The following is a 23,972-nucleotide window of genomic DNA, read 5'->3' as shown; positions in this document are numbered from 1 at the left end:
AGTTTTTGACCCCGGTATAGCCTGGTATCTACCCGGTAGTTAAACGGCTAACTTGCTGTCGTTTATGTTCCATAACGAGCGCCATGCTAGATAAATTCGCATAACTTATCTGTGAGTGATGGCTCATTTGTTACAGTTATATGAAAGCGGCGGCAATTTTGAGCGATTGGTTAACATTTTGAAACCCACAATGACAAATTACCTGTGACTTTGATCACAATCATGGTTTTTAAACACCACATTGCTTTCGTTTTTCGTTCGTTTTTGTTCCTTATCAAACAATAACCTTAAAGATTGTGGCCCAATAGACGCATAATTAGCCGCCAGGCGGCTGTCTGATAATGTGGGGTCCTTCATGACGAACAGTTCTCCTTACACAGAAACGGATGTCATCATCATTGGTGGTGGTGCGACCGGCGCCGGGATTGCCCGTGACTGCGCTCGCCGTGGTTTAGCCTGTACGCTCTTGGAGAGGCATGACATTGCCACTGGTGCGACTGGCCGTAACCATGGCTTGCTACACAGCGGCGCACGCTATGCGGTAACTGATGGCGAATCTGCCCGCGAATGTATTGAAGAAAATCGTATTCTGAAACGTATTGCACGCCATTGTATTGAGCAAACGGATGGCCTGTTTATCACGTTGCCGGAAGACTCGCTGGAATATCAGCAGCAATTTATCGCGCGCTGCCAGGACGCCGGTATCGAGGCCGAAGCCATTGATCCAAAGCTGGCCTTACGGCTGGAGCCGGCTGCTAATCCGACGTTGATTGCTGCCGTCCGCGTGCCAGATGGTACCGTCGATCCCTTCCGTTTAACTGCCGCGAATATGCTGGATGCGCGCGAGCACGGTGCGAATGTACTGACTTATCACGAAGTTATTGGCTTGCTACGCCACGGTGATAGGGTGAGCGGCGTGCGCGTTTTCGATCATAAGAATCAGCGCCAGTATGATATTCATGCACAAATAGTGGTCAATGCTGCGGGGATCTGGGGGCAACATATTGCTGAATATGCTGATCTTCGTATCCGCATGTTTCCGGCAAAAGGTGCTCTGTTGATCTTGGGTCATCGGATCAACAACATGGTGATCAACCGCTGTCGTAAACCGGCTGATGCTGACATTTTGGTCCCGGGCGACACCATTTCATTGATCGGGACGACCTCAACCCATATTGAATACGATCAAATCGATAATATGGTAGTAACGGCACAAGAGGTGGATACCTTAATCCGCGAAGGATCAAAACTTTCACCCCAGTTGGCGCAAACGCGCATCTTACGTGCTTACGCCGGTGTCAGGCCGCTGGTTGCCAGTGATGATGACCCGTCGGGGCGTAATGTCAGCCGTGGCATTGTGTTACTGGATCATGCTAACCGCGATGGTCTGGAAGGTTTTATCACCATTACCGGTGGCAAACTGATGACCTACCGTCTGATGGCTGAGTGGGCAACAGATAAAGTGTGTGAAAAATTAGGTATTACCGCAGCCTGTACCACCGCCCAAGCGCCACTACCCGGTTCACAGCAATCAGCGGAGCAAACTCTTAGCAAAGTCATTTCTCTGCCTGCCAGTATTCGTGGCTCAGCGGTTTATCGCCATGGGGATCGCGCGACACAACTATTGGCCGGAAACCGTCTGGATAACAGCCTGGTGTGCGAATGCGAGGCAGTGACTGCCGGCGAAGTGCGCTATGCGATTGAATCGCTATCGGTCAATAACCTACTGGATTTACGTCGTCGTACCCGTGTTGGCATGGGGACCTGTCAGGGTGAACTCTGTGCCTGCCGGGCCGCGGGTTTACTCAGCCGCTTTAAAGTGACCACGCCGCAGCAATCCCGTGAACAGCTGGTGCAATTTCTTAATGAGCGTTGGAAAGGTGTGCGCCCGATAGCTTGGGGTGATGCTTTGCGGGAGAGTGAATTTACGCATTGGGTCTATCAAGGGCTGTGTGGTCTGGATGACACCCCGTCTGCGGCCAACGTTCAGGAGAAACACGATGAAATTTGATGTCATTATCATCGGTGGTGGCTTGGCTGGTCTGGCGTGCGGTATCCGCCTGGCTGAGCAAGGCAAATATTGTGCGATTGTCAGCGCCGGGCAAAATGCGCTGCACTTTTCCTCCGGCTCTTTGGATCTATTGGCAAAATTACCGGATGGGCAGGCAGTCAGCCAGCCGTTATCCGCACTCGCGACCTTGGCTGAATTAGCGCCTGAACACCCCTATAGCAAGATGGGGCAAGTGGCACAAGTGGGTGAATTAGCACAAGAAGCTGAATCCCTGTTACAGCGGTGCGGCCTGAAATTTGTGGGCAGCGCGGCGAAGAACCATCTGCGGCTTACGCCGTTGGGCAGTTGCCGACCAACCTGGCTCAGCCCGGCGGATATCCCGGTTGCGCCATTGGAAGGCCCGCTGCCGTGGCAAAAAGTCGCGGTAATTGGTATTGAAGGTTTCCTCGATTTCCAACCACAAATGGTTGCCAGCGCCTTACAAGAGCAGGGTGTTGATGCGACGCCAGATTATCTGCATTTACCGGCGCTTGATCGTCTGCGGGATAACCCTAGCGAATTTCGTGCGGTCAATATTGCTCGTGTGCTGGATTTACCAGAAAACCTGCAACCGCTGGCGGATGAGTTATCCCGTCTGTCATCAGCAGCAGAAATGATTTTACTGCCAGCTTGTATCGGGCTGGATGTGTCTGCGCCACTGGAAGCATTGCGAGCCGCGGTCGGGAAACCCATTCAACTGCTGCCGACGCTACCACCGTCGTTACTTGGTATGCGATTACATCAGGCTCTGCGCCATCGCTTCCAGCAATTGGGGGGCATTATCATGCCCGGTGATGCGGTATTACGTGCTGAGCTGGTGGGGGACCGGATTACCGGGCTTTATAGCCGTAACCATGGCGATATTCCGTTGCGTGCCGCCCAGATGGTGCTGGCCAGCGGTAGCTTCTTCAGCAATGGGTTAGTGGCCACTTTTGAGCATGTTTACGAACCGATACTGGATCTGGATATTTTATCGCTACCGAACCGTGCCGACTGGAGCCGCAGCAATATGTTTGCGCCCCAGCCTTATCTGCAATTTGGGGTTAACACTGATAACCGGTTACGGGCGCTACGTGGGGGTATTGCACTGGATAATCTACATGTTATCGGTGCGGTACTGGGGGGATACGATCCGTTGCAACAAGGCTGTGGCGCAGGGGTTTCACTAACCAGCGCACTGTTTGTTGCAGAGCAGATTGTCAACGCAATGGAGGTGACATTATGACGTGGTTACCGCAGAACGGAGACAGCAACACTTTTTCTCAGAATCAACATTTGCCGCAGGATAAACACTTGGCACGGGATAACAGTTTTGAAAGTTGTATTAAGTGCACGGTTTGCACCACTTATTGCCCGGTCGCCAAGGTTAACCCGCTTTATCCGGGGCCGAAGCAGGCTGGCCCTGATGGTGAGCGCTTACGTTTGAAAGATCCGGCACTGTATGACGATGCATTGAAATATTGCACGAACTGTAAACGTTGCGAAGTGGCATGCCCGTCCGATGTTAAAATCGGCGACATCATCCAACGTGCGAAAGCCAGTTACAGCAGCAATAAACCCAAACTGCGCGATGCGATCCTCAGTCATACCGATATCATGGGTACCCTCTCAACACCGTTTGCACCGGTAGTGAATGCGGTCACCGGTTTGAAACCGGTGCGTGCCTTGTTGGATAAAGCGCTGAAAATTGATCATCGGCGTGAATTACCAAAATACTCGTTTGGTACCTTTCGCCGCTGGTATCGTAAACAGGCTGAAAAACAGCAGCAATATAGCGAACAAGTGGCATTTTTCCATGGTTGCTTCGTAAATTACAATCATCCCCAGTTAGGTAAAGATTTAGTCAGTGTATTCAATGCGATGAACATTGGCGTTCAATTACTTAAACGGGAAAAATGCTGTGGCGTACCACTGATTGCTAATGGATTTATTGAGCAGGCGAAAAAACAGGCACGGGTGAATCTGGAATCACTGACTGATGCGGTTATCGGGCGGGATATCCCGGTAGTGGCAACTTCATCAAGTTGCACCTTTACCTTGCGTGATGAGTATCCACACTTGTTAGATGTTGATACTGCCCCCGTGCGCGACAAAGTGGAGTTGGCGACACGCTATCTCTACCGCTTATTGGATCAGGGCCGCGACTTACCGTTGAAAGCGCTGTTCTCGGCAAACAATACGCCGTTGCGTATTGCCTATCACACACCTTGCCATATGGAGAAAATGGGCTGGACGGCCTATACCCTGGCTTTGCTACAGCGTATCCCCGGTATTGAGCTGGTGGTATTGGATTCGCAGTGTTGCGGGATTGCCGGAACTTATGGTTTTAAATCAGAGAACTACGCAACATCGCAAGGGATTGGTGCCTCACTGTTCCAGCAAATCGAGGAGAGTGGGGTTGATTTGGTGATTACCGATTGCGAAACCTGTAAGTGGCAGATTGAAATGTCGACCAGCAAAAAATGCGAACATCCGATCACTTTATTGGCACAGGCTTTAGCTTAATTTTGGAATAGGATAATGCAGGCAGAGCGCTGATGAGCCGCGCTCTGTTAAGGAATACTATTTTAGCTTGAGCGTGCTAATAATCGATTCGGCTTCAGTCTGAGCTTGCTGCTGATTATCTGCGGGCAGCGTAATTTGTATTGTCATCAAATGGTTATCGACTTTACCCATCAACACGGACGAATAGGCTTTCTGGCCGCCACTGGTAATAATGCTATCTAACTGCTGGAACGGTTGTCCGTCAATTTTAATGGCTTTATTGGTGACGACTTGCAGGTTAGCATCACGGGCGCGTTGCTGGTCTGCTAAACGCGTTGTCAGCACTTCCAGTTCTTCATTGGTGTTATCACCTAAAATCACGATAACTGCTTTATCGCCGGTTTTATTGGCGTAAACGTGCATGTTATTCGCTTGATTGCCCATCTTTCCGCTTTGATCAGACAAGTCTGCCGGCAAGCTGAAGGCCACTTTGCCTTCCAGCAGGCTGACCGGTTGGCCCACGTTACTATTGCTGTTGCCATCACAAGCACTTAATCCTGCAACCAACAGACCGACAGCAAGAAATTTGGTTATTTTATGCATGGGAATCCCTTTATTGATGATTAATATCCCCTTGTTACTTGAACTTACAGGGGGTTAGTGACACCCCTGCAACGCCAACTAATCTGGGTATAGCCTTATCGCACCTTATTCAGACGCTAAAAGCAATCTATTGTTCAGTGGCAGTAGCCTGCTTTAGTGCTTGCTGTTCGGTTTGTCGGGCAAAATATTTCAGCAATACATTGAGCATCACGCCATAGGCAGGAAGGAAGAACAACATGCAGATCAGCAGCTTAAAGCTATAATCCACCAAAGCGATTTCTACCCAGTTTGCAGCCATAAATGGGTCAGTACTGCGATAGAACGCAATAAAGAAGAACGCCATGGTGTCACTGATATTGCCAAAGAACATGGCAGCAGTAGGGGCAACCCACCAGGCACTGCGCTGACGCAGGCGGTTAAATACCTGAACATCCAGAATCTGGCCGAGTACATAGGCCATAAAGCTGGCAATCGCGATACGGGCTACCACCAAATTAAAGCTGGTTAATGCCGGTAACCCCTGCCAACTCCCCTGATAAAACAGGGCTGAAATCAGATATGAAATCAGCAACGCTGGCACCATAACCGACAGAATGATCCGGCGCGCCAAAGGAGCACCAAAAATCCGCACTGTCAGGTCAGTGGCAAGGAAGATAAACGGAAAAGTAAAAGCGCCCCAGGTGGTATGAAAACCGAAGATAGCGATCGGTAATTGCACCAGGTAGTTGCTGGAGGTAATGATGACAATATGGAATAGCGACAGCCATACCAAAGCGGTCATCCGCTGTTGGGCAGTAAACGAAAACATAAATGTGACCTTTTTGGTTATTGGGGTGAGGGAACCCAAACAGAATGTGCCGCAATTTCTGCGACGCGGCGGCATAATACGCGTTTGCGCAACGAATGCAATGGCTAATTTTAACGCAAACGTTAGCGTCGCTTGCGCCTAAAAATCGACGGGGTAAACTATCCGCCTTCGCACACAGGCTTATATTTTATCTTTATACTGCTAGCAAACCCATAACGACCAACAAGAGACTCACCATGACCGATATTTTTGCCAATCCAGACAAAACACTTGATGCACTGGGCCTGCGCTGCCCTGAGCCGGTGATGATGGTGCGAAAAACGGTCCGGCACATGGAAGATGGCCAAACTCTACTGATTATTGCTGACGACCCTGCCACCACCCGCGATATTCCTGGTTTTTGCCGTTTTATGGACCATCAGTTGTTGGCACAAGATACCGGGCAGACGCCGTATCGGTATTTGGTCAAGAAAGGGGCAAAAGCGCAGTAACACCCGCCTCTGCCCCAATTATCAGAACCGATGCTTGATTCAAACATCCCGCTTGCGCAGTAGCCGTAACGCATTGGCTGTTACTAAGGCGGTAGCACCGGAATCTGCTAATACTGCCAACCAGAGACCGGTTAACCCCAGTAGTGTGGTAACCAGGAAGATTCCCTTTAGGCCCAGTGCGATAGTAATGTTCTGGCGGATATTGGCGTTGGCCGCCCGTGATAACAGAATAATTTCTGCTAATCCGGTTAACCGGTTGTGGGTCAACGCGGCATCGGCTGTTTCCAATGCCACATCGGTGCCACTGCCCATGGCAATACCAATACTGGCTGCTTTCATCGCCGGAGCATCATTGATGCCATCACCGACCATCACCGTAGGTTGTGCCGCATTCAATGCCATAACCGCTTGCACTTTATCGGCGGGCAGTAATCCGGCGCGGTAATCAATCCCCAATTCACCGGCAATTGCCGCTGCGGCTCGTGGATTATCGCCAGTGAGCATCACCCCCTGAATACCTAACTTCTTCAGCGCATCAATGGCTTGCCTGGCATCAGTTCGTAACGTGTCACGTAATGCCAATAAACCAATTAGCGTTTCATCTTCCAGCACGGCGACGGCTGTTTTACCGCTGCTTTCCAACTGGTCGAGCTGTGTTTGCCACTCAGCAGTCAATAACTGTGGGGGCAACTTACTGGGGGCGCTGACGCGCACCGTCAGACCATTAACCACACCTTCAACGCCCACCCCCGCCAGAGCTCGACGCTCACTCGCCAGTGGCAATATTGGGGTGTTTTGCTGTGCGCGTTGCATAATAGCGATCGCTAACGGATGGTGGGAACCAGCTTCAACGGCGGCGGCCAATGCTAACAGGCGGGTTTCACTCACACCGGATATAGGCAGAATATCGGTAACTTTAGGTTTGCCCTCGGTCAGGGTACCGGTTTTGTCAAAGGCAACCGTTTGAATTCGGCCCAACTGCTCCAGTGCTGCTCCCCCTTTGATCAATGCACCACGGCGGGTTGCCGCCGCTAATGCAGATGTAATTGCCGCAGGTGTGGAGATAACCAACGCACATGGGCAACCTATCAGTAATAGTGTCAGGCCGCGGTACAGCCAGGTTTCCCAAGGTTCGGCGAAAGCCAAAGGCGGTACTAACATGACCAGCGCTGAAAGCAGCATGATCGCTGGCGTATAAATACGACTGAAGCGGTCAATGAAACGCTCAATGGGTGCACGGCGTTCTTCTGCTAATTCAATTAGTTGCAGAATACGGTCAATAGCATTATTGCCCGGTTCTGAGATAACTCGCATTTCAGTGGCGCGATCGACCGATAAGCTCCCGGCCGCAACTTTTTCGCCTTGCTGACGCTCAACAGGGATAGATTCTCCGGTGAGGGCGCTTTCATCGAAACTGGCAAAAGGGGTCATTAATTCGGCATCTGCGGGTAAGCGGCCACCGGGCGAGATTTCGATGATATCGCCGGGGCGCAAACTGGCGACAGGAACCTGCCTACGCTCACCGTCTTTTAACAACAGTGCCTCTTCTGGCACCAGTGCCATCAGGGCAGTTACCCCACGGCGTGCACGGTTTGCGGCATAAGATTCGAGCAGTTCGCCGACCATAAACAGCAGTAATACCATGGCCGCTTCAGCGGTTGCGCCAATAAACATCGCCCCGATAGCTGCCACGCTCATCAAGGTTTCAATGGCGAAGGGAGTCCCAGAGCGGATAAGCTTCCAGGCTTTGGCGGTGATCGGGATCAGCCCGACAATGGTGGTTGCAGTGAAGGCAAACTCACTTAGTTCAAGGCTGAATAACGAGATCCCCCAACTGATAAGCATCAGTGTGGTTAATAATGCGATAGGTAAGTATTCGCGCAGGCGTGATTCTGGCGCGGCGGCTTTACTTCCTGCGCTTGATTGGGTATCGACCAGAGTGAATCCAGCCTGAGTGACTGCATTCACGACTTGAGGGCGAATATCTGTGCGTGCATCAACCACTAATTTTTCTGTGGCAAAGAGGACTTTTACATTTTCAATCCCGACCAGATTACTGACGGCATTTTCAATTTTTCGGGCACAGCTTGGGCAGTCCATCCCTTTGACCTGCCAACTGAAGCGCTGGCTATCTGAAGGTATCGCTGGCGCGAGTATGTCACTTTCGTCATCACCCTCATCGCTTTGGCCCTGACTACAGCAACCCCCATCATTATGTGAGTGTTCACTCACTGAGTCTGGGCTGTCATTGCTGGCACTGGTTTTTTTCTGGCTGCTGCAACCGGTTTGTTGTTTGGCATGAGTGTGACCACAGCCACAGTTGTTGTGTGTATCCGTTGGATGCTGATGTTCAGAATGTGAATGCATGGTGCCTCCTGGAAAGCATGTAACAGGTATTGCAGCACTCTACACCTTGGAGTCAACTCCAGAGTCAAGAGGGAAATGAGAGTAATTGCTAAATGGGATTTTTGCTACATGGCAGGGTATGACTAAAGTGAGCGTATCCAGCGCATTGAAATGCGTGCCCCTTCGGTGGAGCACGCAGCTCAAACGGCTAAAAACGTATTGTGGTACTGATTTAATTACAAATACAGCGACCGGACAATCAGGAAATGCCCGACAAAGTAGCAGCCAGCGACAATTGCATCTGAAGCCCGGAATGAAAAACGATAGCGATTCAGTAGCCAAATGCTATGCGAAACCAGCAGTAACACCGTACCCGCCAGCAGAGAGAAGCTTAAATCTGTACTGCGGGCAAAGTATTGCTCGCCCGCCATCCAGACCATCAGTAACGTCATGCCAACGAAAGCGATCACTGGCCAGCGCATATCTTCCAGCCGTGTCCAGATAGTGGCTATCAGTAATGTGCCAATCACGATCAAAACCAACGGAAGAGGCCAGAACAGCGTGAATGTCATCTGGCTGGCAAAACTGATGGTATAGAGTAAATGGGAAAGGAAGAATGCGCCCAGAGCATAAAGTAAGCGCTCACTGGGTAGCAGTAATAATGCATCAGCTACCAGAGTCGCAAGTAAGCCCAAGACAATGAGATAGCCGACAGGACCAAGAATAGGTGCTTGCCAGGCAAGTAACAGTAAAAGTAACAGGGTGACAGGTTTGAATACCCAACGCTGCCAGCGTGGGCCTCGGTAAGTTGCATCAACAAACAACCAACCAGAAAAAAATACGGCAAGGAATGGCCAGCTCATTATTTATCCTTTTTTCTATGCAGGTTTCAGTGAAAGTACCTGTGTTGTAATGATAATCCGTAATGCTAATGACTCCGAGTATACATTCATCAAGTGTAAGGGATGGAAGCCAAGAGCGATAGCGACGCTATTGTGATTTGCATGATTTGTGCCACTTAATGCGTAACAGTCCGCATAATCAGATTTAGCGGCACCATCCGCCAGCGGAGATCTTGGTGTTGTTTGGTCCACATGTTATGTTAAGGCCAATTTCCTTTCGCTAAATCAAGGGATAGAGGCAGTAGCGCCATGGCCAATGAACAATTGCTTTATCGTATTCAATTTATAAATAACGGTAAGAATTATCAGCTCTATGTCCGTGAGGTAGGCCCGAGTAACTTGTTTGGGTTTATTGAAATTGCTGATTTTGTCTTTGATAGTCAATCAACATTGCTGGTGGACCCTTCAACTGAAAAACTGAAAACAGAATTTTCAGGTGTTAACCGCAGCTATATTCCTCTTCATTCGGTGATTCGTATCGATGCCGTAACGGAAAAGGGCAGCGCTCGGATCTCTGAATTGGGCAGTAATGTGATGAGTTTCCCCTATCTGCCGGGCAATAAGTCCTGATGGATAGTGTATGAATAAACCTCCGTTATTATTGATTGCTGTGGTGGTACTGATAGCCGTATTGGCGACCCGTCAGTATTGGCAAAAAAAACGGCAGGATACAGAAAATGACCGAGCGCTGGTGCGCAGTTTACACGTTGAAGTCATTAATAAACGAGAAGTATTAGCGCCCAATCGTCGCTCACGGCAGCGCGAAGAAATTGTTGCAGAAGAAAAACGCTATGAAGTTACTTTCCAGCCGCTTATCAGTAGTATTGAGGTGAAAAGTAACCGTGAAATCAAAATGATACTGCCACAGCAGGCGTACAATACTATTGTACAAGGCGCACAGGGAACGTTACGTTTACAAGGCTCCCGCTATATTGGTTTTACCCCGACGTCAGTCCCCGACTAAATCTGTCGCCAAATAAGTCAGCCTGCAATCAACAATTTGCCGCTACAACCAAGGTATATCCAATAGACTTGAAGTTGCAGGCGACAGATAAGTTTATTTTTTAGGCAGTGATGGTTGCTTCTTTTGCCAGGCCAGTAATTCAAAGACACCGAACACAAAGATTTTAAGTTGCTGTAAGCCACTGATCGGTTGATCTTTAGGTTGTGTGGATTTGAGTAGAACCAGTTGCAAACCATGCATCAAAACCATAAATATCATGGCGACATTAATAAAGTATCTCAATGGTTTAGGGAAGGGTTGGAACAGGTTTAGCAGTAAGAAAAACCATACCCCTAACATCAATAACCGGCCGAGATTAATCCACATGGTGTTGCTCCAGTTCTTCCGCTGATACAGCGTGTTGGTGAGTCTGTTCATTACGAATATAGAGACGATAGGCCACTTGACCGGCAATTTTCTCGCGATGTAACTGCCAACTGCCGGGAACATCCGCAGCGGCACTTTCAGCCTCTGCTTCAACGTAAATCCAAGCCTGTTCTGCCAGCCAGTTATATTGCTCCAGCAGTGTGATGGTTTCAGCTAACAAGCCTTTACGGAAAGGGGGATCAAGGAATACCAGATCAAAAGGCTGCCCCGGTTGAGCCAGCCACTGCAAAGAATTGGTATTCACTACTTGACCATTCTCGGCACTCAATAATGCCAGATTGCTGCCAAGTTGCTTGGCGACATGCCGATCGGCTTCTAATAATATGGCTACACCGGCATAACGGGATAGCGCTTCCAGCCCCAATGCGCCGCTGCCCGCAAAGCAATCCAGACACCGGGCACCCTGAATCATCGGTGCCAGCCAGTTAAACAGTGTCTCTCTGACCCGGTCAGTGGTTGGGCGTAGCCCTGGGCTATCAGGCACGGGCAATTTACGGCCTCGCCATTTGCCACCAATGATGCGGATCTGCCCCGCTGCCGGTTTTGCGCTAGGCCGTTGGGTTGTCGATCGTGTTGTAGGTCGTTTTGCCATAGATTGCTTTGCTTGAAAGTTGAGCCAGTATTGCAGCGCTGAATAAAAGAGTTAATCGCTATTCTACCTACGACTGCTGTGTGGGGGAAACGTTAAACCTTTGTTGACTGAATTCACAATAGAAACCAGCATCGTGCGCGTGTTGCTGTTCAGGGGAAAGTGATAGACTTGCAAACTATTATCTTATTTATGCAAACCCGAAGTCATAAGGGTAAAGCCATGATTAAACCGCGAGGAGTGTAGTCGCAAATGGCAAAAGAAAAAAAACGTGGTTTTTTTTCCTGGCTGGGCCTTGGCCGTCAGAATGAAGAACAACCAACAGAGCCATTGGCTACTGAAAAAGAAGGTGTTGCTGAGCATGCTGAAGAGCAAGCCATCAGTGAGAAACAGATTGAGATAGCATCTGAGCATCCGCCTGTTGAGCTAGAAGAGCATGTCACTGCCGCACCGGGTGAATGGGATAGCGCCGTTGTCAGTGAAGCCGCGGCTGAAATTCTGCCTGAGCTGGATGTAGACCCTACAGCGCAAGGAGTTGAGGAACCGATAGATTTCTCTTCTGATCCTCAGTATTTACAACATCATTTCTCACAACATGAGAATGAAGACGATAATGTTGCTCAATGGGATGAAGGCACCGTCAGTGCGCCAGAACTGCCATTGACAGAAGATAACCTGGTTCTCGATGTCTCTGCGCCACAAGCTATTGTGGAAGAACCGTGGGTCGAGGTTAGCGGCGAAACAGCAGTAATTGAAGAAGAATTTGAGTCACAAACAGAGCTTGAAGCGGTAAACGAAATTGTGCCGGTAGCGGTTCAGGAACAAGAACGCCCAACCAAAGAAGGTTTTTTTGCTCGTTTAAAACGCAGCTTACTTAAAACCAAGCAGAATCTTGGCTCCGGTTTTATGGGGCTGTTCAGTGGTAAGAAAATCGACGACGATCTGTTTGAAGAGTTAGAAGAACAGCTCCTGATCGCCGACGTTGGCGTCGAAACTACCCGTAAAATTATTACCTCTCTAACCGAACATGCCAGTCGTAAGCAGCTAAAAGATGCCGAAGCGTTATATGGCAAGCTTAAAGAGGAAATGTCTGAAATTCTGTCTAAAGTAGACAAGCCATTGGATGTCAGTGGCAAAAATCCCTTTGTTATCCTAATGGTTGGCGTTAATGGTGTGGGGAAAACTACCACCATCGGGAAACTGGCACGCCAATTCCAGGCTGAAGGTAAATCTGTCATGCTGGCGGCGGGTGATACTTTCCGCGCGGCTGCGGTAGAACAACTGCAAGTTTGGGGGGATCGTAACAAGATTGCCGTGGTGGCACAGCATACCGGTGCAGACTCTGCTTCGGTGATTTTCGATGCTATTCAGGCAGCGAAAGCCCGAGGTATTGATGTGCTGCTGGCGGACACTGCCGGGCGTTTACAAAATAAAGCCCACCTGATGGAAGAGTTGAAGAAGATTGTCCGAGTGATGAAAAAGCTGGACGGCGACGCCCCCCATGAGGTTATGCTGACGTTAGATGCCAGTACCGGACAAAATGCGGTGAGTCAGGCGAAACTGTTTAATGAAGCAGTCGGTCTGACCGGAATTACCCTGACTAAACTGGATGGTACCGCCAAGGGCGGGGTGATTTTTGCCATCGCAGATCAGTTCGGAATCCCAATCCGTTATATCGGTGTTGGGGAAGGTATAGAAGATTTGCGGCCATTTAAGGCTGACGATTTTATTGAGGCTCTTTTTGCCCGAGAGGACTAATACGGATGATTCGCTTTGAACAGGTCAGTAAAGCTTATCTGGGCGGACGACAAGCGCTCCAAGGGGTCGATTTTCATCTGCGCCCAGCGGAAATGGCGTTTCTGACCGGCCATTCCGGTGCAGGGAAAAGCACCCTGCTGAAACTGATTTGTGGTATCGAGCGCCCCAGTGCCGGTCATATATGGTTTGGTGGTCACGATATCAGTCGCTTGAAAAACCGAGAAGTACCTTTCCTGCGTCGCCAGATCGGGATGATCTTCCAGGATCATCACCTGTTGTTGGACAGAACGGTATATGACAATGTCGCTATGCCATTGATTATTGCTGGTGCCAGCACTGAAGATATTCGCCGCAGAGTATCCGCAGCTCTGGATAAAGTAGGGTTGTTGGATAAGGCGAAAAACTTCCCAATTCAACTTTCCGGCGGTGAGCAACAGCGTGTAGGCATTGCTCGGGCGGTAGTGAATAAACCGGCAGTATTACTGGCTGATGAACCGACGGGTAACCTGGACGATGCATTATCCGAAGGTATTTTGCGTTTGTTTGAAGAATTTAACCGTGTGGGCGTTACCGTGTTGATGGCAACCCACGATACGTCGTTGATTGCCCGGCGGCGCTACCCGATTCTGACATTGAGTCAGGGGCGGATGTTAGGAGCGCATCATGGCGAATAACGCACAGAAAGCAAAAACCAAAGCGCTAAAAGGCGGTTGGCGTGAACAGTGGCGCTATTCGTGGGTTAATGCCATTGCCGATATGATGCGCCAACCACTGGCGACACTGTTAACGGTGATGGTGATTGCCATTTCGTTAACACTGCCAAGCGTATGCTATATCGTGTGGAAGAACGTCAGTCAGGCGGCAGATCAATGGTATCCAACCCCACAACTGACGGTCTATTTAGATAAAGCACTGGACGATAACGCAGCTGAGAACGTGGTGACTACGCTGAAAGCGGAAGCAGGTGTGGAGAAGGTTAATTATCTGTCGCGGGAAGAAGCGATGGGTGAGTTCCGCAACTGGTCCGGTTTTGGTGGAGCGCTGGATATGCTGGAAGAAAATCCGCTGCCCGCAGTTGCCATTATCACCCCTAAATTGGATTTCCAAAGCTCAGGGACGCTGGATACCCTGCGTGATCGGGTTAGTAAGGTGGAAGGGGTGGCTGAAGTCCGCATGGATGATAGCTGGTTTGCCCGTTTGGCCGCGCTGACAGGCCTGGTCGGGCAGGTCGCGGCCATGATTGGTGTTTTGATGGTGGTTGCCGTGTTCCTGGTAATTGGTAACAGTGTGCGTCTGAGTATCTTTAGCCGCCGCGATACTATCAATGTTATGAAGTTGATTGGTGCAACGGATGGGTTCATTCTGCGACCGTTCCTGAACGGCGGGGCAATGCTGGGATTTGGTGGTGCGGTGTTATCTCTGATCCTATCAGAAGGGCTGGTATGGAAGCTTGGCTCGGTGGTTACGCAGGTGGCAGCGGTGTTCGGTACCCAATTTACCTTACATGGCTTGAGCTGGGATGAGTGCCTGTTGCTGGTATTGATCTCTGCCATGATCGGCTGGATTGCAGCGTGGCTGGCAACGGTCCAACATTTACGTCGATTTACACCGCAGTAAAGAATGTTTGTTATACTCTTTCCCTGCGGTGTTGAACTAAAGCAGGGAAAGAGGTGTTTGCTGTAGTGAATTCCATCTACACTTCCTGATCCGCTTGACCGGTTATCTGCTAAGATCCAGAGTCAAAAAGTGTGATCTGGTATGAACTTTTACGGCAATAACCAGTCCAATAACACAGTGAAATGATAATGTGCCCAGCGCTTGAATCTGTTTAAGCAGATGCTAAAATATCTGCGCTGAGACAAAACTGCACTAAACATGCAATGAGAGGGTTTTGAATGACCAAAGAAATGCAAACTTTAGCCTTAGTACCCCAAGGTAGTCTGGAAGCCTATATTCGGGCCGCCAACGCCTATCCGATGCTGACCGCAGAGGAAGAACGGGAGCTGGCTGAACGGCTGCATTACCAGGGCGATCTGGGAGCGGCTAAACAGCTTATCCTGTCTCACCTGCGCTTTGTCGCTCATGTTGCCCGCAACTATTCCGGGTATGGTTTGCCGCAGGCTGACCTTATTCAGGAAGGTAATATTGGCTTGATGAAAGCAGTTCGCCGTTTTAACCCTGAAGTCGGGGTACGTCTGGTGTCCTTTGCGGTACATTGGATCAAAGCAGAAATTCACGAATATGTTCTGCGTAACTGGCGAATTGTCAAAGTCGCAACCACCAAAGCTCAGCGTAAATTGTTCTTCAACCTGCGTAAAACCAAGCAGCGTCTGGGTTGGTTTAATCAGGATGAAGTCGAGCTGGTTGCCAAAGAACTGGGTGTGACCAGTAAAGATGTTCGCGAGATGGAATCACGCATGTCCGCACAGGATATGACATTTGATCCATCTCCAGATGACGAAGCACGTGATGGCCAATCTATGGCGCCGGTCCTGTATTTACAGGATAAAACCTCTGATTTTGCTGATGGCATTGAAGAGGATAACTGGGATAACCATGCGGCAGATAAACTGTCTTATGCGTTGGAAGGATTGGACGAGCGGAGCCAGCATATTATTCGCGCCCGTTGGTTGGACGATGACAACAAGTCAACGTTACAGGAGCTGGCCGATCAGTACGGTGTATCTGCTGAACGTGTGCGTCAGCTTGAAAAGAACGCGATGAAAAAATTACGCATGGCGATTGAAGCCTAATACATATACCCAAAACCATTAGCATTGCAGTTAAACACTACTGCGATGTTAGCTATAAACGGGATATGGCGTAACATGAAGGGCGATATTATTTATTAATGTCGCCCTTTTGCTTTTTTGGCACTCTCCATCAACAAAATTTATTTAGCAAAACCCGTTTTATCTAGCAAAATCAAATGAGCTGAGATCGCTATTTTATTGATACTGGCTATTTGTGCCAGCCTTGTGTGCCACGGCTAAAACCACAGGCGTGCATAAAACCATCCATCGCCTCATGTTGTTCGGCTATAACCTGCTCATCCTTAAGTTGCCAGTGCTGTACTGTCGGTAACTGACGCTGCGTTTCTTCAATCAAATATAATCCCACGCCACGGCGACGAGTCACCTCTCTGACATACAAATCCTGAAACTCAGCCTGCTGACCATTCACCGTGATTTTGACTGCACCTAATAGACGCTCGTTAAAACGCGCGCCAAACAGCGGCTTACCATCGTTAATCCACTGCTGCCAGAGCGTTGGCTGTTGTTCAGGCCAGATCTTCGCTAAATCGATAAGATCCTGATGAGTAAGGGTTGTTAATCGTTCAATAGTCAGTTTCATCGTCGAGAGACCACAAAAAAGTAAGGGTAATGGGGCTGTGGTTTATTGTACTAGATCACAGACCAGAGCGTTGTGTAAGTTTTTCTGTACGTTCACGGCGGAAAATGTTTTTTCGCTACTGCATTTTCCGAGTTTTACCGGAGTAAAAGATCACATAACCAGCACAACCCACTATCATTTGAGTAAAACCCATTCAATTTAATCCTAATTTTATGCTGTTTACACCGCTTGTTTCTGCTTGTCTTAGTTGATTTACAGCATAAAACTCCTGTTTAATGACATGAAAAATAAAGTCTTATTAGAAAAATCTATTACTTTTGAGACTAAATCATTATTACTTATGAATAAAACGTTACATTCGATAAAACGTTAAGACCGACACAACAAGCACGTTCACAATGACAGATGGGGAATTCGCGGATGAAATTAACAAAAGGTAAAGTGTTGCTGGCTGGGTGTATAGCAATGGCGATGAGCCACTCTGTACTGGCTAAAGACATTAAAGTCGCCATTGTTGGCGCGATGTCAGGCCCGGTTGCCCAATATGGTGACATGGAATTTACCGGCGCACGTCAGGCTATTGCTGATATCAATGCCAAAGGTGGAATCAAAGGCGATAAACTGGTTGGCGTGGAATACGATGATGCCTGCGACCCGAAACAAGCTGTCGCCGTTGCCAACAAAGTCATTAACGACGGTATTCGTTATGTTATCGGCCATCTGTGCTCTTCTTCAACTCAGCCTGCCTCAGACATTTATGAAGATGAAGGCGTGATTATGATCACTCCTGCTGCAACCAATGCCGATCTGACCACGCGTGGTTATAAAATGATCATGCGCACCACCGGTTTGGATTCTGATCAAGGCCCAACCGCTGCCAAATATATCATTGAGACTATTAAGCCTAAACGTATTGCAGTGGTACATGATAAGCAGCAGTACGGTGAAGGCTTGGCGCGTTCTGTACGTGACAGCTTGAAAAAGCAAGGTACCGAAGTGGTGCTGTTTGAAGGCGTGACCGCGGGTGATAAAGATTTCTCTACGTTGGTGGCTCGTCTGAAGAAAGAGAATGTCGATTTCGTCTACTTTGGTGGTTACTACCCAGAGATGGGTCAGATCCTGCGTCAGGCGAAGCAAGCAGGTCTGACAGCTCGCTTTATGGGGCCAGAGGGTGTTGGTAACTCCTCACTATCTAATATCGCTGGTGACGCTTCTGAAGGCATGCTGGTGACATTACCGAAACGTTATGATCAGGTGCCAACTAACCAGCCTATTGTTGATGCGCTGAAAGCGAAGAAACTTGACCCAACCGGTCCGTTTGTTTGGACAACCTATGCTGCATTGCAATCGCTAACCACGGCAATGGAACGTAGCGGCAGCCAAGAGCCGGCTGATTTGGTCAAAGATCTGAAAACTGGTAAGCCGGTTGAAACAGTGATGGGGCCATTGAGTTGGGATGAAAAAGGCGATTTGAAAGGGTTTGAATTCGGTATTTTTGAATGGCACGCAGATGGTTCGTCAACTGCGGTCAAATAACAATAATATTAGAATCATCAAGTTGTAGGGTTGCTCCCGCAGCAACCCGGCCCCTTTTACCAACTGCATCCCCCCATGTTTCGGGGGGATTTTCCTCTCTGCACACAGTAGATTTGGCGCAGTTGGCTAGGGCAGCCAGGCAAGTGAATCAAAGGGTTAGGGTATGTCAGAGCAGTTTCTTTATTTTCTGCAACAGATGTTCAACGGTGTTACGTTGGGCAGCACGTATGCGCTGATCGCCATTGGTTATACCATGGTGTACGGCATTATCGGCATGATCAACTTTGCTCACGGCGAAGTGTATATGATCGGCAGCTACGTTTCGTTTATCGTGATCGCCGCATTGATGATGATGGGGATCGACGCTAGCTGGTTATTGATCGGCTCTGCTTTTCTCGTCTCTATCGTGATCGCCAGTGCTTATGGCTGGAGTATTGAACGGGTGGCCTATAAGCCGGTTCGTAGCTCCAAGCGTTTGATTGCACTGATCTCGGCGATTGGGATGTCAATCTTCCTGCAAAACTACGTCAGCTTGACGCAAGGCTCACGGGATTTAGCACTACCGAGTTTGGTTACCGGGCAATGGACTTTGGCAGAAACCAATGGGTTTGCCGCGACCATAAGCACCATGCAACTGACCATCTGGGTAGTTACTTTCTTGGCGATGCTGGCATTAACCTTATTTATCCGCTATTCCCGTATGGGTCGTGCCTGCCGTGCCTGTGCTGAAGACTTAAAAATGGCGAGCCTGCTGGGTATTAATACTGACCGGGTTATCTCGCTGACCTTTGTTATCGGGGCATTGATGGCCGCCGTGGCAGGGGTATTACTTGGCCAGTTCTATGGGGTTATCAACCCATATATTGGTTTTATGGCCGGTATGAAAGCCTTCACCGCAGCCGTATTAGGTGGCATTGGTAGTATTCCTGGCGCGATGATCGGTGGCTTGATTCTGGGTGTGGCTGAAGCATTAACTTCTGCTTATCTAAGCACTGAATACAAAGATGCAGTTTCATTCGCATTGCTGATTGTGGTGCTGCTTGTTATGCCTACTGGGATCTTAGGCCGTCCAGAGGTTGAAAAAGTATGAAACAACTCAACTTTGTTAATGCCATTATTTCCAGTTTTGTGCTCTTCGTCCTCGCCTCGTTTGTAATGGGTTTGCAGTTGCAGTTAGACGGCACCAAACTCATTGTGCAAGGGGCAGCAGAAGTCCGCTGGCTGTGGATTGGCGCGGGTTGTATCGTGGTGTTTTTCTTCCAACTGGTGCGCCCGTACATCCAGCAAGGTATTAAAAAAGTCTCTGGTCCGGCATGGGTATTGCCTAGTTTTGATGGCACCACCCCCCGTCAAAAACTATTAGCCGCAGCAATTATTATCGCCGCAATCGCCTGGCCGTTCCTGGTCTCCAGAGGTTCAGTGGATATTGCGACCCTGACGTTGATTTATGTCATGTTGGGGTTGGGATTGAACGTTGTCGTGGGGCTGTCTGGCCTGTTGGTACTAGGCTACGGTGGATTCTATGCCATTGGTGCCTATACCTATGCGCTGTTGAATCACTATTACGGTTTAGGTTTTTGGGAGAGTTTACCGCTGGCTGGCATAGTCGCAGCACTGTCTGGCTTCTTGTTGGGCTTCCCGGTATTACGCTTGCGGGGGGATTACCTGGCGATTGTCACTTTGGGTTTCGGTGAAATTGTGCGTATTTTGCTGCTCAATAATACGGAAATCACTGGTGGGCCGAATGGGATTAGCCAAATTCCAAAACCAACACTGTTTGGTTTAGAGTTCAGCCGCACTGCGAAGGATGGCGGTTGGGATACTTTCCACAACTTCTTTGGCCTGACTTATGATCCTAGTGACCGTATCATTTTCTTGTATATGGTGGCGTTGTTATTAGTGATCCTGACCTTGTTTGTGATCAATCGACTGCTGCGTATGCCGCTGGGCCGAGCATGGGAAGCATTGCGTGAAGATGAAATCGCCTGCCGCTCATTGGGCCTTAGCCCAACCAAAATCAAGCTGACTGCATTTACTATCAGTGCCGCGTTTGCTGGTTTTGCCGGTACTTTGTTTGCCGCCCGACAGGGTTTCGTTAGTCCTGAATCCTTCACCTTTGTTGAATCGGCTTTCGTGCTAGCGATTGTGGTGTTAGGTGGCATGGGGTCGCAGTTCGCGGTCATCCTGGCGGCGGTATTGCTGGTGGTTTCGCGGGAATTAATGCGTGACCTCAATGCTTACAGTATGTTGCTGTTAGGTGCATTGATGGTACTGATGATGATTTGGCGTCCACAAGGGTTGCTGCCAATGAAACGGCCACAGCTAAAGCTAAAAGTCGCAGAGATAAAAGCTAAAAAAGGGGAGCAGATATGAATACGCAACCTTTGTTAGCAGTTGAAGGGCTGTCCATGCGTTTTGGTGGGTTACTGGCGGTGAACAATGTGGGTCTGACCCTCAATCAGGGTGAGATTGTCTCGCTGATTGGCCCTAATGGGGCAGGTAAGACCACAATTTTTAACTGCCTAACCGGTTTTTACCGCCCGACCGGCGGCACGATTAAGTTACGTGATCGTCATCTTGAAGGGCTACCCGGCCAGATGATTGCCCGAATGGGGGTGATTCGTACTTTCCAGCATGTGCGTCTGTTCCGTGAAATGACGGTGGTAGAGAACCTGCTGGTGGCTCAGCATCGGCACCTTAAAAGTGGGGTTTTTGCCGGTTTGCTGAAAACCCCCGGTTTTCGGCGAGCAGAGGCCGACGCGTTGGAGCGTGCAGCCACTTGGTTGGAGCGTGTCGGCCTATTAGAGCTGGCAAACCGACAGGCGGGGAATTTGGCCTATGGCCAGCAGCGTCGTCTGGAAATTGCCCGCTGCATGGTGACTCGCCCTGAGCTATTGATGTTAGATGAGCCCGCTGCGGGATTGAACCCCAAAGAGACTGATGAACTGAATCAGTTGATTATGGAGTTACGTGACCAACACCAAGTCTCGGTATTGTTAATCGAACATGATATGAAACTGGTGATGGGAATTTCTGATCGCATTTATGTGGTCAATCAGGGAACGCCGTTAGCACAAGGCACACCCAGCGAAATCCGTAATAACCCGGATGTGATCCGGGCCTATTTGGGCGAATAACTTATTTTTAAGTAAAAGTATTTTTGGGTAAATAAAAAGTGGGCGAGGCATAAACATAACATGTTGTCATTTAATAACGTTTCTGCCCATTACGGCAAAATTCAGGCATTGCATCAGGTTAGCCTGCATATTCAACAAGGTGAGATCGTTACACTGATTGGTGCTAACGGTGCGGGTAAAACCACACTGTTGGGGACATTGTGTGGTGAGCCGCGTGCGACCGAGGGCAGTATTGTTTTTGGTGAGCAGAATATTACGGATTGGCAGACCGCACGCATTATGCGTGAGGCGATTGCGATTGTTCCTGAAGGCCGACGGGTATTTTCCCGAATGACGGTTGAAGAAAATCTGGCGATGGGGGGATTTTTCGCTGATCGTCAGCAATATCAGCAACGTATTGAACGGGTTTACGACTTGTTCCCGCGATTATTTGAACGTCGGGCTCAGCGAGCAGGAACCATGTCTGGTGGCGAGCAACAGATGTTGGCGATAGGCCGTGCCCTGATGAGCCAGCCAAAATTACTGTTACTGGATGAACCTTCATTAGGATTAGCACCGATAATTATTCTGCAAATATTTGATACTATTCAACAATTACGAGAAGAAGGGATGACTATTTTCCTCGTTGAGCAGAATGCGAATCAGGCTTTGAAGTTAGCAGATCGTGGGTATGTACTAGAGAATGGTCGTATTGTTCTGGAAGACACGGGGGCTGCGTTGTTAGCTAATGAAGCCGTGCGTTCAGCTTATCTGGGCGGTTAAATCGTCGTTTTTCATTATCTATGAAGGCCCGTTTCCGGGCCTTAGTTATTAGCTAATCATAAAGCTATCTTCTAGCTGTTCGGCATCATGCCTGTGGTGTAATAGTGAAATTGAGTGTATCGCTATAACTTCCTTTATCGGTTGTCTTGGTATTATAAAGCCGTATGCGTGGTGACCAGCACATCTCACCGTTATTATCATTTCTCAACTGAATAAACTTTTTCTCTTTTGGCAGTAAAAAGTTTTTCGTATTACCTGCTTGGTTTTGAAATTCCACGGTATAACCGATGGTCTTATCACTCTCAGCTTCCTTTAACTGAAAATGTGCAGTGTTTGCTGCTAATCCATTTCGGTTGGTGGCGCTAATCATATAACGCGTCCGTTGAATCCCGGTGGCGCGATAGCGGATACAAAAACGGTTACCTGCTGGATTAATCAATGGCGCGTGTACGCTTTTCCCTTTAGCGCTGCGCTCAATTTTCTCAAGTAATTCATCTAAATCGAAAGACTTCAATTGCCATGTTTTCGCGTTCATACGGAATTTAGGATCAATTTTAAAGGCTTCTGGTGCCACGTCCGCCTGAGGATTAAAGAGTGTGCATTGTTTGCCATTCTGACCAAAGGAAACGCCAGTAGATGACATCAATGAGTGATATTGCCCTTTGTAATGGATCGCACCACCTACAGTTGCACCGATTCTGATATCCTTGAGGACATGTGCGGCAACTTTGAATGAAACATAGTAATACTTCTTGTCAAAGGGTGATGATTTGAGATCACGGTTGAACAGTATTTCCTGAGTATTATCATTCGAATCTGAGGGTGCTTCGCCATTGAGCGAAAGATTAGTGATATCATTAAATTGAATACTGAAATCTCGTGAGCCATCAGCTTTATAGAAATAAAGTGACAGGAGCGCACGCCGGTTAGGTAACCCGATATTTTTCATCTCATCAGTTGGGATATTTAGTAATTTTCCCCAGGCTAATATATGTTTTCCATTTACCATTGTTCCTGATGAGGAATATAAATCTTTCAGCATCGCCCGAAAATAAACCTCCACGCTGTCATCATCGTTTAGTTTGATTTTGCAATTAGAGTATTGTTGGGTGTAGGGATAAAAATAGAGGTTTGCCATAGCTATAGGCTGAATTATTAGCAATAATAGCCCCATAAGGAATAGTCTGTATTTAACATTCACTTGATTATCTCTCCATGACTATCAGTTATTTATTTCAGCTATTCGTTTCAAATATTAATGTTAGCTGCCCGTGATATTTCCCTGCGGAATTTGGCCCACTGGGCGCTAATGCTGAAATATGTAATATATAGTCGGTACTGGTTTGGCGGGTTCTACCCTGGGTTATGTTGAATGTCTCAGGGATGGCTGATAACACGCGCAGGTTGGCGCGATCCGTGCCCCAGCGCACTTGCGCGGGGGAGAATGCCTGATCTGCTCCCGTCAATACAGTAGAGTGACGAGTCAGTATCAGTGGATTTTTCACCGAAATTCGAAATCCTTCTTGCCGGCGTAGCTTGACGACTACTGGGAGTTCCTTTTGATACAGCAAGTGATTTTCGGGGCTACTTTCCAGTTTTATACTGCTATACCAACCCCCTTGTGGCTTTTCAACCTCGATCCTGGGGTGTGCTGTCACTTCTAATCTGACATCGATATTCCCCAGAGGAATTGAATCTGCCCTTGCCTGTGAGGGGAGTAATAGGGATAGGGCGACGATTTTTATGATATTCATAATGTTCC

The 23,972-nt window shown here is 48.6% G+C and carries 24 protein-coding genes; 15 read left to right on the top strand and 9 right to left on the bottom strand.

The window, feature by feature from the left end:
- Positions 1-355 precede the first annotated feature (355 nt).
- Genes glpA through glpC form a run of 3 tightly spaced genes read left to right on the top strand, consistent with a single transcriptional unit; the run spans position 356 to position 4,555 of the window.
- A complete protein-coding gene (gene glpA, locus V1956_RS00900; RefSeq protein WP_372560059.1) occupies positions 356-2,011 on the top strand; it encodes an anaerobic glycerol-3-phosphate dehydrogenase subunit A in 1,656 nt (551 codons plus the stop codon).
- Positions 2,001-3,275, top strand: coding sequence for a glycerol-3-phosphate dehydrogenase subunit GlpB (glpB, locus tag V1956_RS00895; protein WP_442824729.1), 1,275 nt, complete (start codon positions 2,001-2,003; stop codon positions 3,273-3,275). The genes glpA and glpB overlap by 11 nt, the downstream gene beginning before the upstream one ends.
- Positions 3,272-4,555 (top strand): anaerobic glycerol-3-phosphate dehydrogenase subunit GlpC, encoded by a 1,284-nt coding sequence (gene glpC, locus V1956_RS00890; protein WP_372560057.1) that lies wholly within the window; start codon positions 3,272-3,274, stop codon positions 4,553-4,555. Before glpB ends, glpC begins: the two co-directional genes overlap by 4 nt.
- A gap of 57 nt (positions 4,556-4,612) precedes the next feature.
- Here glpC and V1956_RS00885 read toward each other — a convergent pair whose 3' ends face one another.
- Together V1956_RS00885 and V1956_RS00880 are read right to left on the bottom strand one after the other, a co-directional pair.
- Positions 4,613-5,137, bottom strand: a complete 525-nt coding sequence (locus tag V1956_RS00885) for a DcrB family lipoprotein (protein WP_083161941.1) — start codon at positions 5,135-5,137, stop codon at positions 4,613-4,615.
- A 127-nt stretch (positions 5,138-5,264) separates the two neighbouring features.
- Positions 5,265-5,945, bottom strand: a complete 681-nt coding sequence (locus tag V1956_RS00880; RefSeq protein WP_372560056.1) for a 7-cyano-7-deazaguanine/7-aminomethyl-7-deazaguanine transporter — start codon at positions 5,943-5,945, stop codon at positions 5,265-5,267.
- 236 nt (positions 5,946-6,181) lie between these two features.
- Here V1956_RS00880 and tusA point away from each other — a divergent pair, with 236 nt between their 5' ends.
- Entirely contained in the window at positions 6,182-6,436 is a 255-nt protein-coding gene (gene tusA, locus V1956_RS00875; RefSeq protein ID WP_372560055.1) for a sulfurtransferase TusA, read from the top strand.
- A gap of 39 nt (positions 6,437-6,475) precedes the next feature.
- On the opposite strand, the gene V1956_RS00870 is transcribed toward tusA, so the two are convergent.
- Both V1956_RS00870 and V1956_RS00865 read right to left on the bottom strand, forming a co-directional pair.
- Positions 6,476-8,803: a zinc/cadmium/mercury/lead-transporting ATPase gene (locus V1956_RS00870; RefSeq protein WP_442824728.1), complete on the bottom strand. Its 2,328-nt coding sequence runs from the start codon at positions 8,801-8,803 to the stop codon at positions 6,476-6,478.
- Between the two features lie 215 nt (positions 8,804-9,018).
- Positions 9,019-9,645 (bottom strand): lysoplasmalogenase, encoded by a 627-nt coding sequence (locus tag V1956_RS00865; RefSeq protein ID WP_442824727.1) that lies wholly within the window; start codon positions 9,643-9,645, stop codon positions 9,019-9,021.
- 288 nt (positions 9,646-9,933) lie between these two features.
- Here V1956_RS00865 and V1956_RS00860 point away from each other — a divergent pair, with 288 nt between their 5' ends.
- The gene (locus V1956_RS00860; RefSeq protein WP_083161953.1) at positions 9,934-10,254 is read left to right on the top strand and encodes a DUF1820 family protein; all 321 of its coding nucleotides are present in this window, start codon (positions 9,934-9,936) and stop codon (positions 10,252-10,254) included.
- A 10-nt stretch (positions 10,255-10,264) separates the two neighbouring features.
- On the top strand, positions 10,265-10,648 hold the full coding sequence (locus V1956_RS00855; RefSeq protein ID WP_372560053.1) for a DUF2500 domain-containing protein: 384 nt from the start codon (positions 10,265-10,267) through the stop codon (positions 10,646-10,648).
- Positions 10,649-10,741: 93 nt separating this feature from the next.
- Here the strand turns inward: V1956_RS00855 and V1956_RS00850 are convergent, their stop codons facing one another.
- Both V1956_RS00850 and rsmD read right to left on the bottom strand, forming a co-directional pair.
- The gene (locus V1956_RS00850) at positions 10,742-11,014 is read right to left on the bottom strand and encodes a DUF1145 family protein (RefSeq protein ID WP_032906890.1); all 273 of its coding nucleotides are present in this window, start codon (positions 11,012-11,014) and stop codon (positions 10,742-10,744) included.
- Positions 11,004-11,666, bottom strand: a complete 663-nt coding sequence (rsmD, locus tag V1956_RS00845) for a 16S rRNA (guanine(966)-N(2))-methyltransferase (RefSeq protein ID WP_442824726.1) — start codon at positions 11,664-11,666, stop codon at positions 11,004-11,006. The genes V1956_RS00850 and rsmD overlap by 11 nt, the downstream gene beginning before the upstream one ends.
- A 249-nt stretch (positions 11,667-11,915) precedes the next feature.
- Here rsmD and ftsY point away from each other — a divergent pair, with 249 nt between their 5' ends.
- The 4 genes from ftsY to rpoH all read left to right on the top strand — a co-directional run bounded on the left by ftsY (position 11,916) and on the right by rpoH (position 16,174).
- Positions 11,916-13,421, top strand: a complete 1,506-nt coding sequence (gene ftsY / locus V1956_RS00840; protein WP_372560051.1) for a signal recognition particle-docking protein FtsY — start codon at positions 11,916-11,918, stop codon at positions 13,419-13,421.
- 5 nt (positions 13,422-13,426) lie between these two features.
- On the top strand, positions 13,427-14,095 hold the full coding sequence (gene ftsE / locus V1956_RS00835; RefSeq protein ID WP_019213191.1) for a cell division ATP-binding protein FtsE: 669 nt from the start codon (positions 13,427-13,429) through the stop codon (positions 14,093-14,095).
- A complete protein-coding gene (gene ftsX / locus V1956_RS00830) occupies positions 14,085-15,038 on the top strand; it encodes a permease-like cell division protein FtsX (protein ID WP_083161961.1) in 954 nt (317 codons plus the stop codon). The genes ftsE and ftsX overlap by 11 nt, the downstream gene beginning before the upstream one ends.
- 278 nt (positions 15,039-15,316) lie before the next feature.
- Positions 15,317-16,174 carry an RNA polymerase sigma factor RpoH gene (gene rpoH, locus V1956_RS00825; protein ID WP_004391342.1) on the top strand — a complete coding sequence of 286 codons (858 nt, stop codon included), beginning with the start codon at positions 15,317-15,319 and terminating at the stop codon, positions 16,172-16,174.
- Between the two features lie 208 nt (positions 16,175-16,382).
- On the opposite strand, the gene panM is transcribed toward rpoH, so the two are convergent.
- Complete coding sequence (gene panM, locus V1956_RS00820; protein ID WP_083161963.1) at positions 16,383-16,775, bottom strand: aspartate 1-decarboxylase autocleavage activator PanM; 393 nt, start codon at positions 16,773-16,775, stop codon at positions 16,383-16,385.
- A 420-nt stretch (positions 16,776-17,195) separates the two neighbouring features.
- On the opposite strand from panM, the gene V1956_RS00815 reads away from it, so the two are divergent.
- The 5 genes from V1956_RS00815 (at position 17,196) to livF (ending at position 22,210) form a co-directional block, all read left to right on the top strand.
- Positions 17,196-18,311 carry a branched-chain amino acid ABC transporter substrate-binding protein gene (locus V1956_RS00815; RefSeq protein ID WP_083161965.1) on the top strand — a complete coding sequence of 372 codons (1,116 nt, stop codon included), beginning with the start codon at positions 17,196-17,198 and terminating at the stop codon, positions 18,309-18,311.
- A gap of 163 nt (positions 18,312-18,474) precedes the next feature.
- A complete protein-coding gene (gene livH / locus V1956_RS00810) occupies positions 18,475-19,401 on the top strand; it encodes a high-affinity branched-chain amino acid ABC transporter permease LivH (protein ID WP_083161967.1) in 927 nt (308 codons plus the stop codon).
- Positions 19,398-20,684: a high-affinity branched-chain amino acid ABC transporter permease LivM gene (locus V1956_RS00805; protein ID WP_372560050.1), complete on the top strand. Its 1,287-nt coding sequence runs from the start codon at positions 19,398-19,400 to the stop codon at positions 20,682-20,684. The genes livH and V1956_RS00805 overlap by 4 nt, the downstream gene beginning before the upstream one ends.
- Complete coding sequence (livG, locus tag V1956_RS00800) at positions 20,681-21,448, top strand: high-affinity branched-chain amino acid ABC transporter ATP-binding protein LivG (RefSeq protein ID WP_420074259.1); 768 nt, start codon at positions 20,681-20,683, stop codon at positions 21,446-21,448. The genes V1956_RS00805 and livG overlap by 4 nt, the downstream gene beginning before the upstream one ends.
- A gap of 60 nt (positions 21,449-21,508) precedes the next feature.
- Entirely contained in the window at positions 21,509-22,210 is a 702-nt protein-coding gene (gene livF, locus V1956_RS00795) for a high-affinity branched-chain amino acid ABC transporter ATP-binding protein LivF (RefSeq protein ID WP_083161973.1), read from the top strand.
- An 85-nt stretch (positions 22,211-22,295) separates the two neighbouring features.
- On the opposite strand, the gene V1956_RS00790 is transcribed toward livF, so the two are convergent.
- Positions 22,296-23,411: a hypothetical protein gene (locus V1956_RS00790; protein WP_420074260.1), complete on the bottom strand. Its 1,116-nt coding sequence runs from the start codon at positions 23,409-23,411 to the stop codon at positions 22,296-22,298.
- A 34-nt stretch (positions 23,412-23,445) separates the two neighbouring features.
- Positions 23,446-23,964 carry a fimbrial protein gene (locus V1956_RS00785; RefSeq protein WP_420070859.1) on the bottom strand — a complete coding sequence of 173 codons (519 nt, stop codon included), beginning with the start codon at positions 23,962-23,964 and terminating at the stop codon, positions 23,446-23,448.
- Positions 23,965-23,972 lie beyond the last annotated feature (8 nt).

The sequence above is a fragment of the Yersinia sp. 2540 StPb PI genome (genome assembly GCF_052217165.1).
GTDB classification, from domain to species: domain Bacteria; phylum Pseudomonadota; class Gammaproteobacteria; order Enterobacterales; family Enterobacteriaceae; genus Yersinia; species Yersinia enterocolitica_E.
Note: the sequence above shows the minus strand (reverse complement) of the source record. Positions and strands in the feature narration are given on the sequence as shown.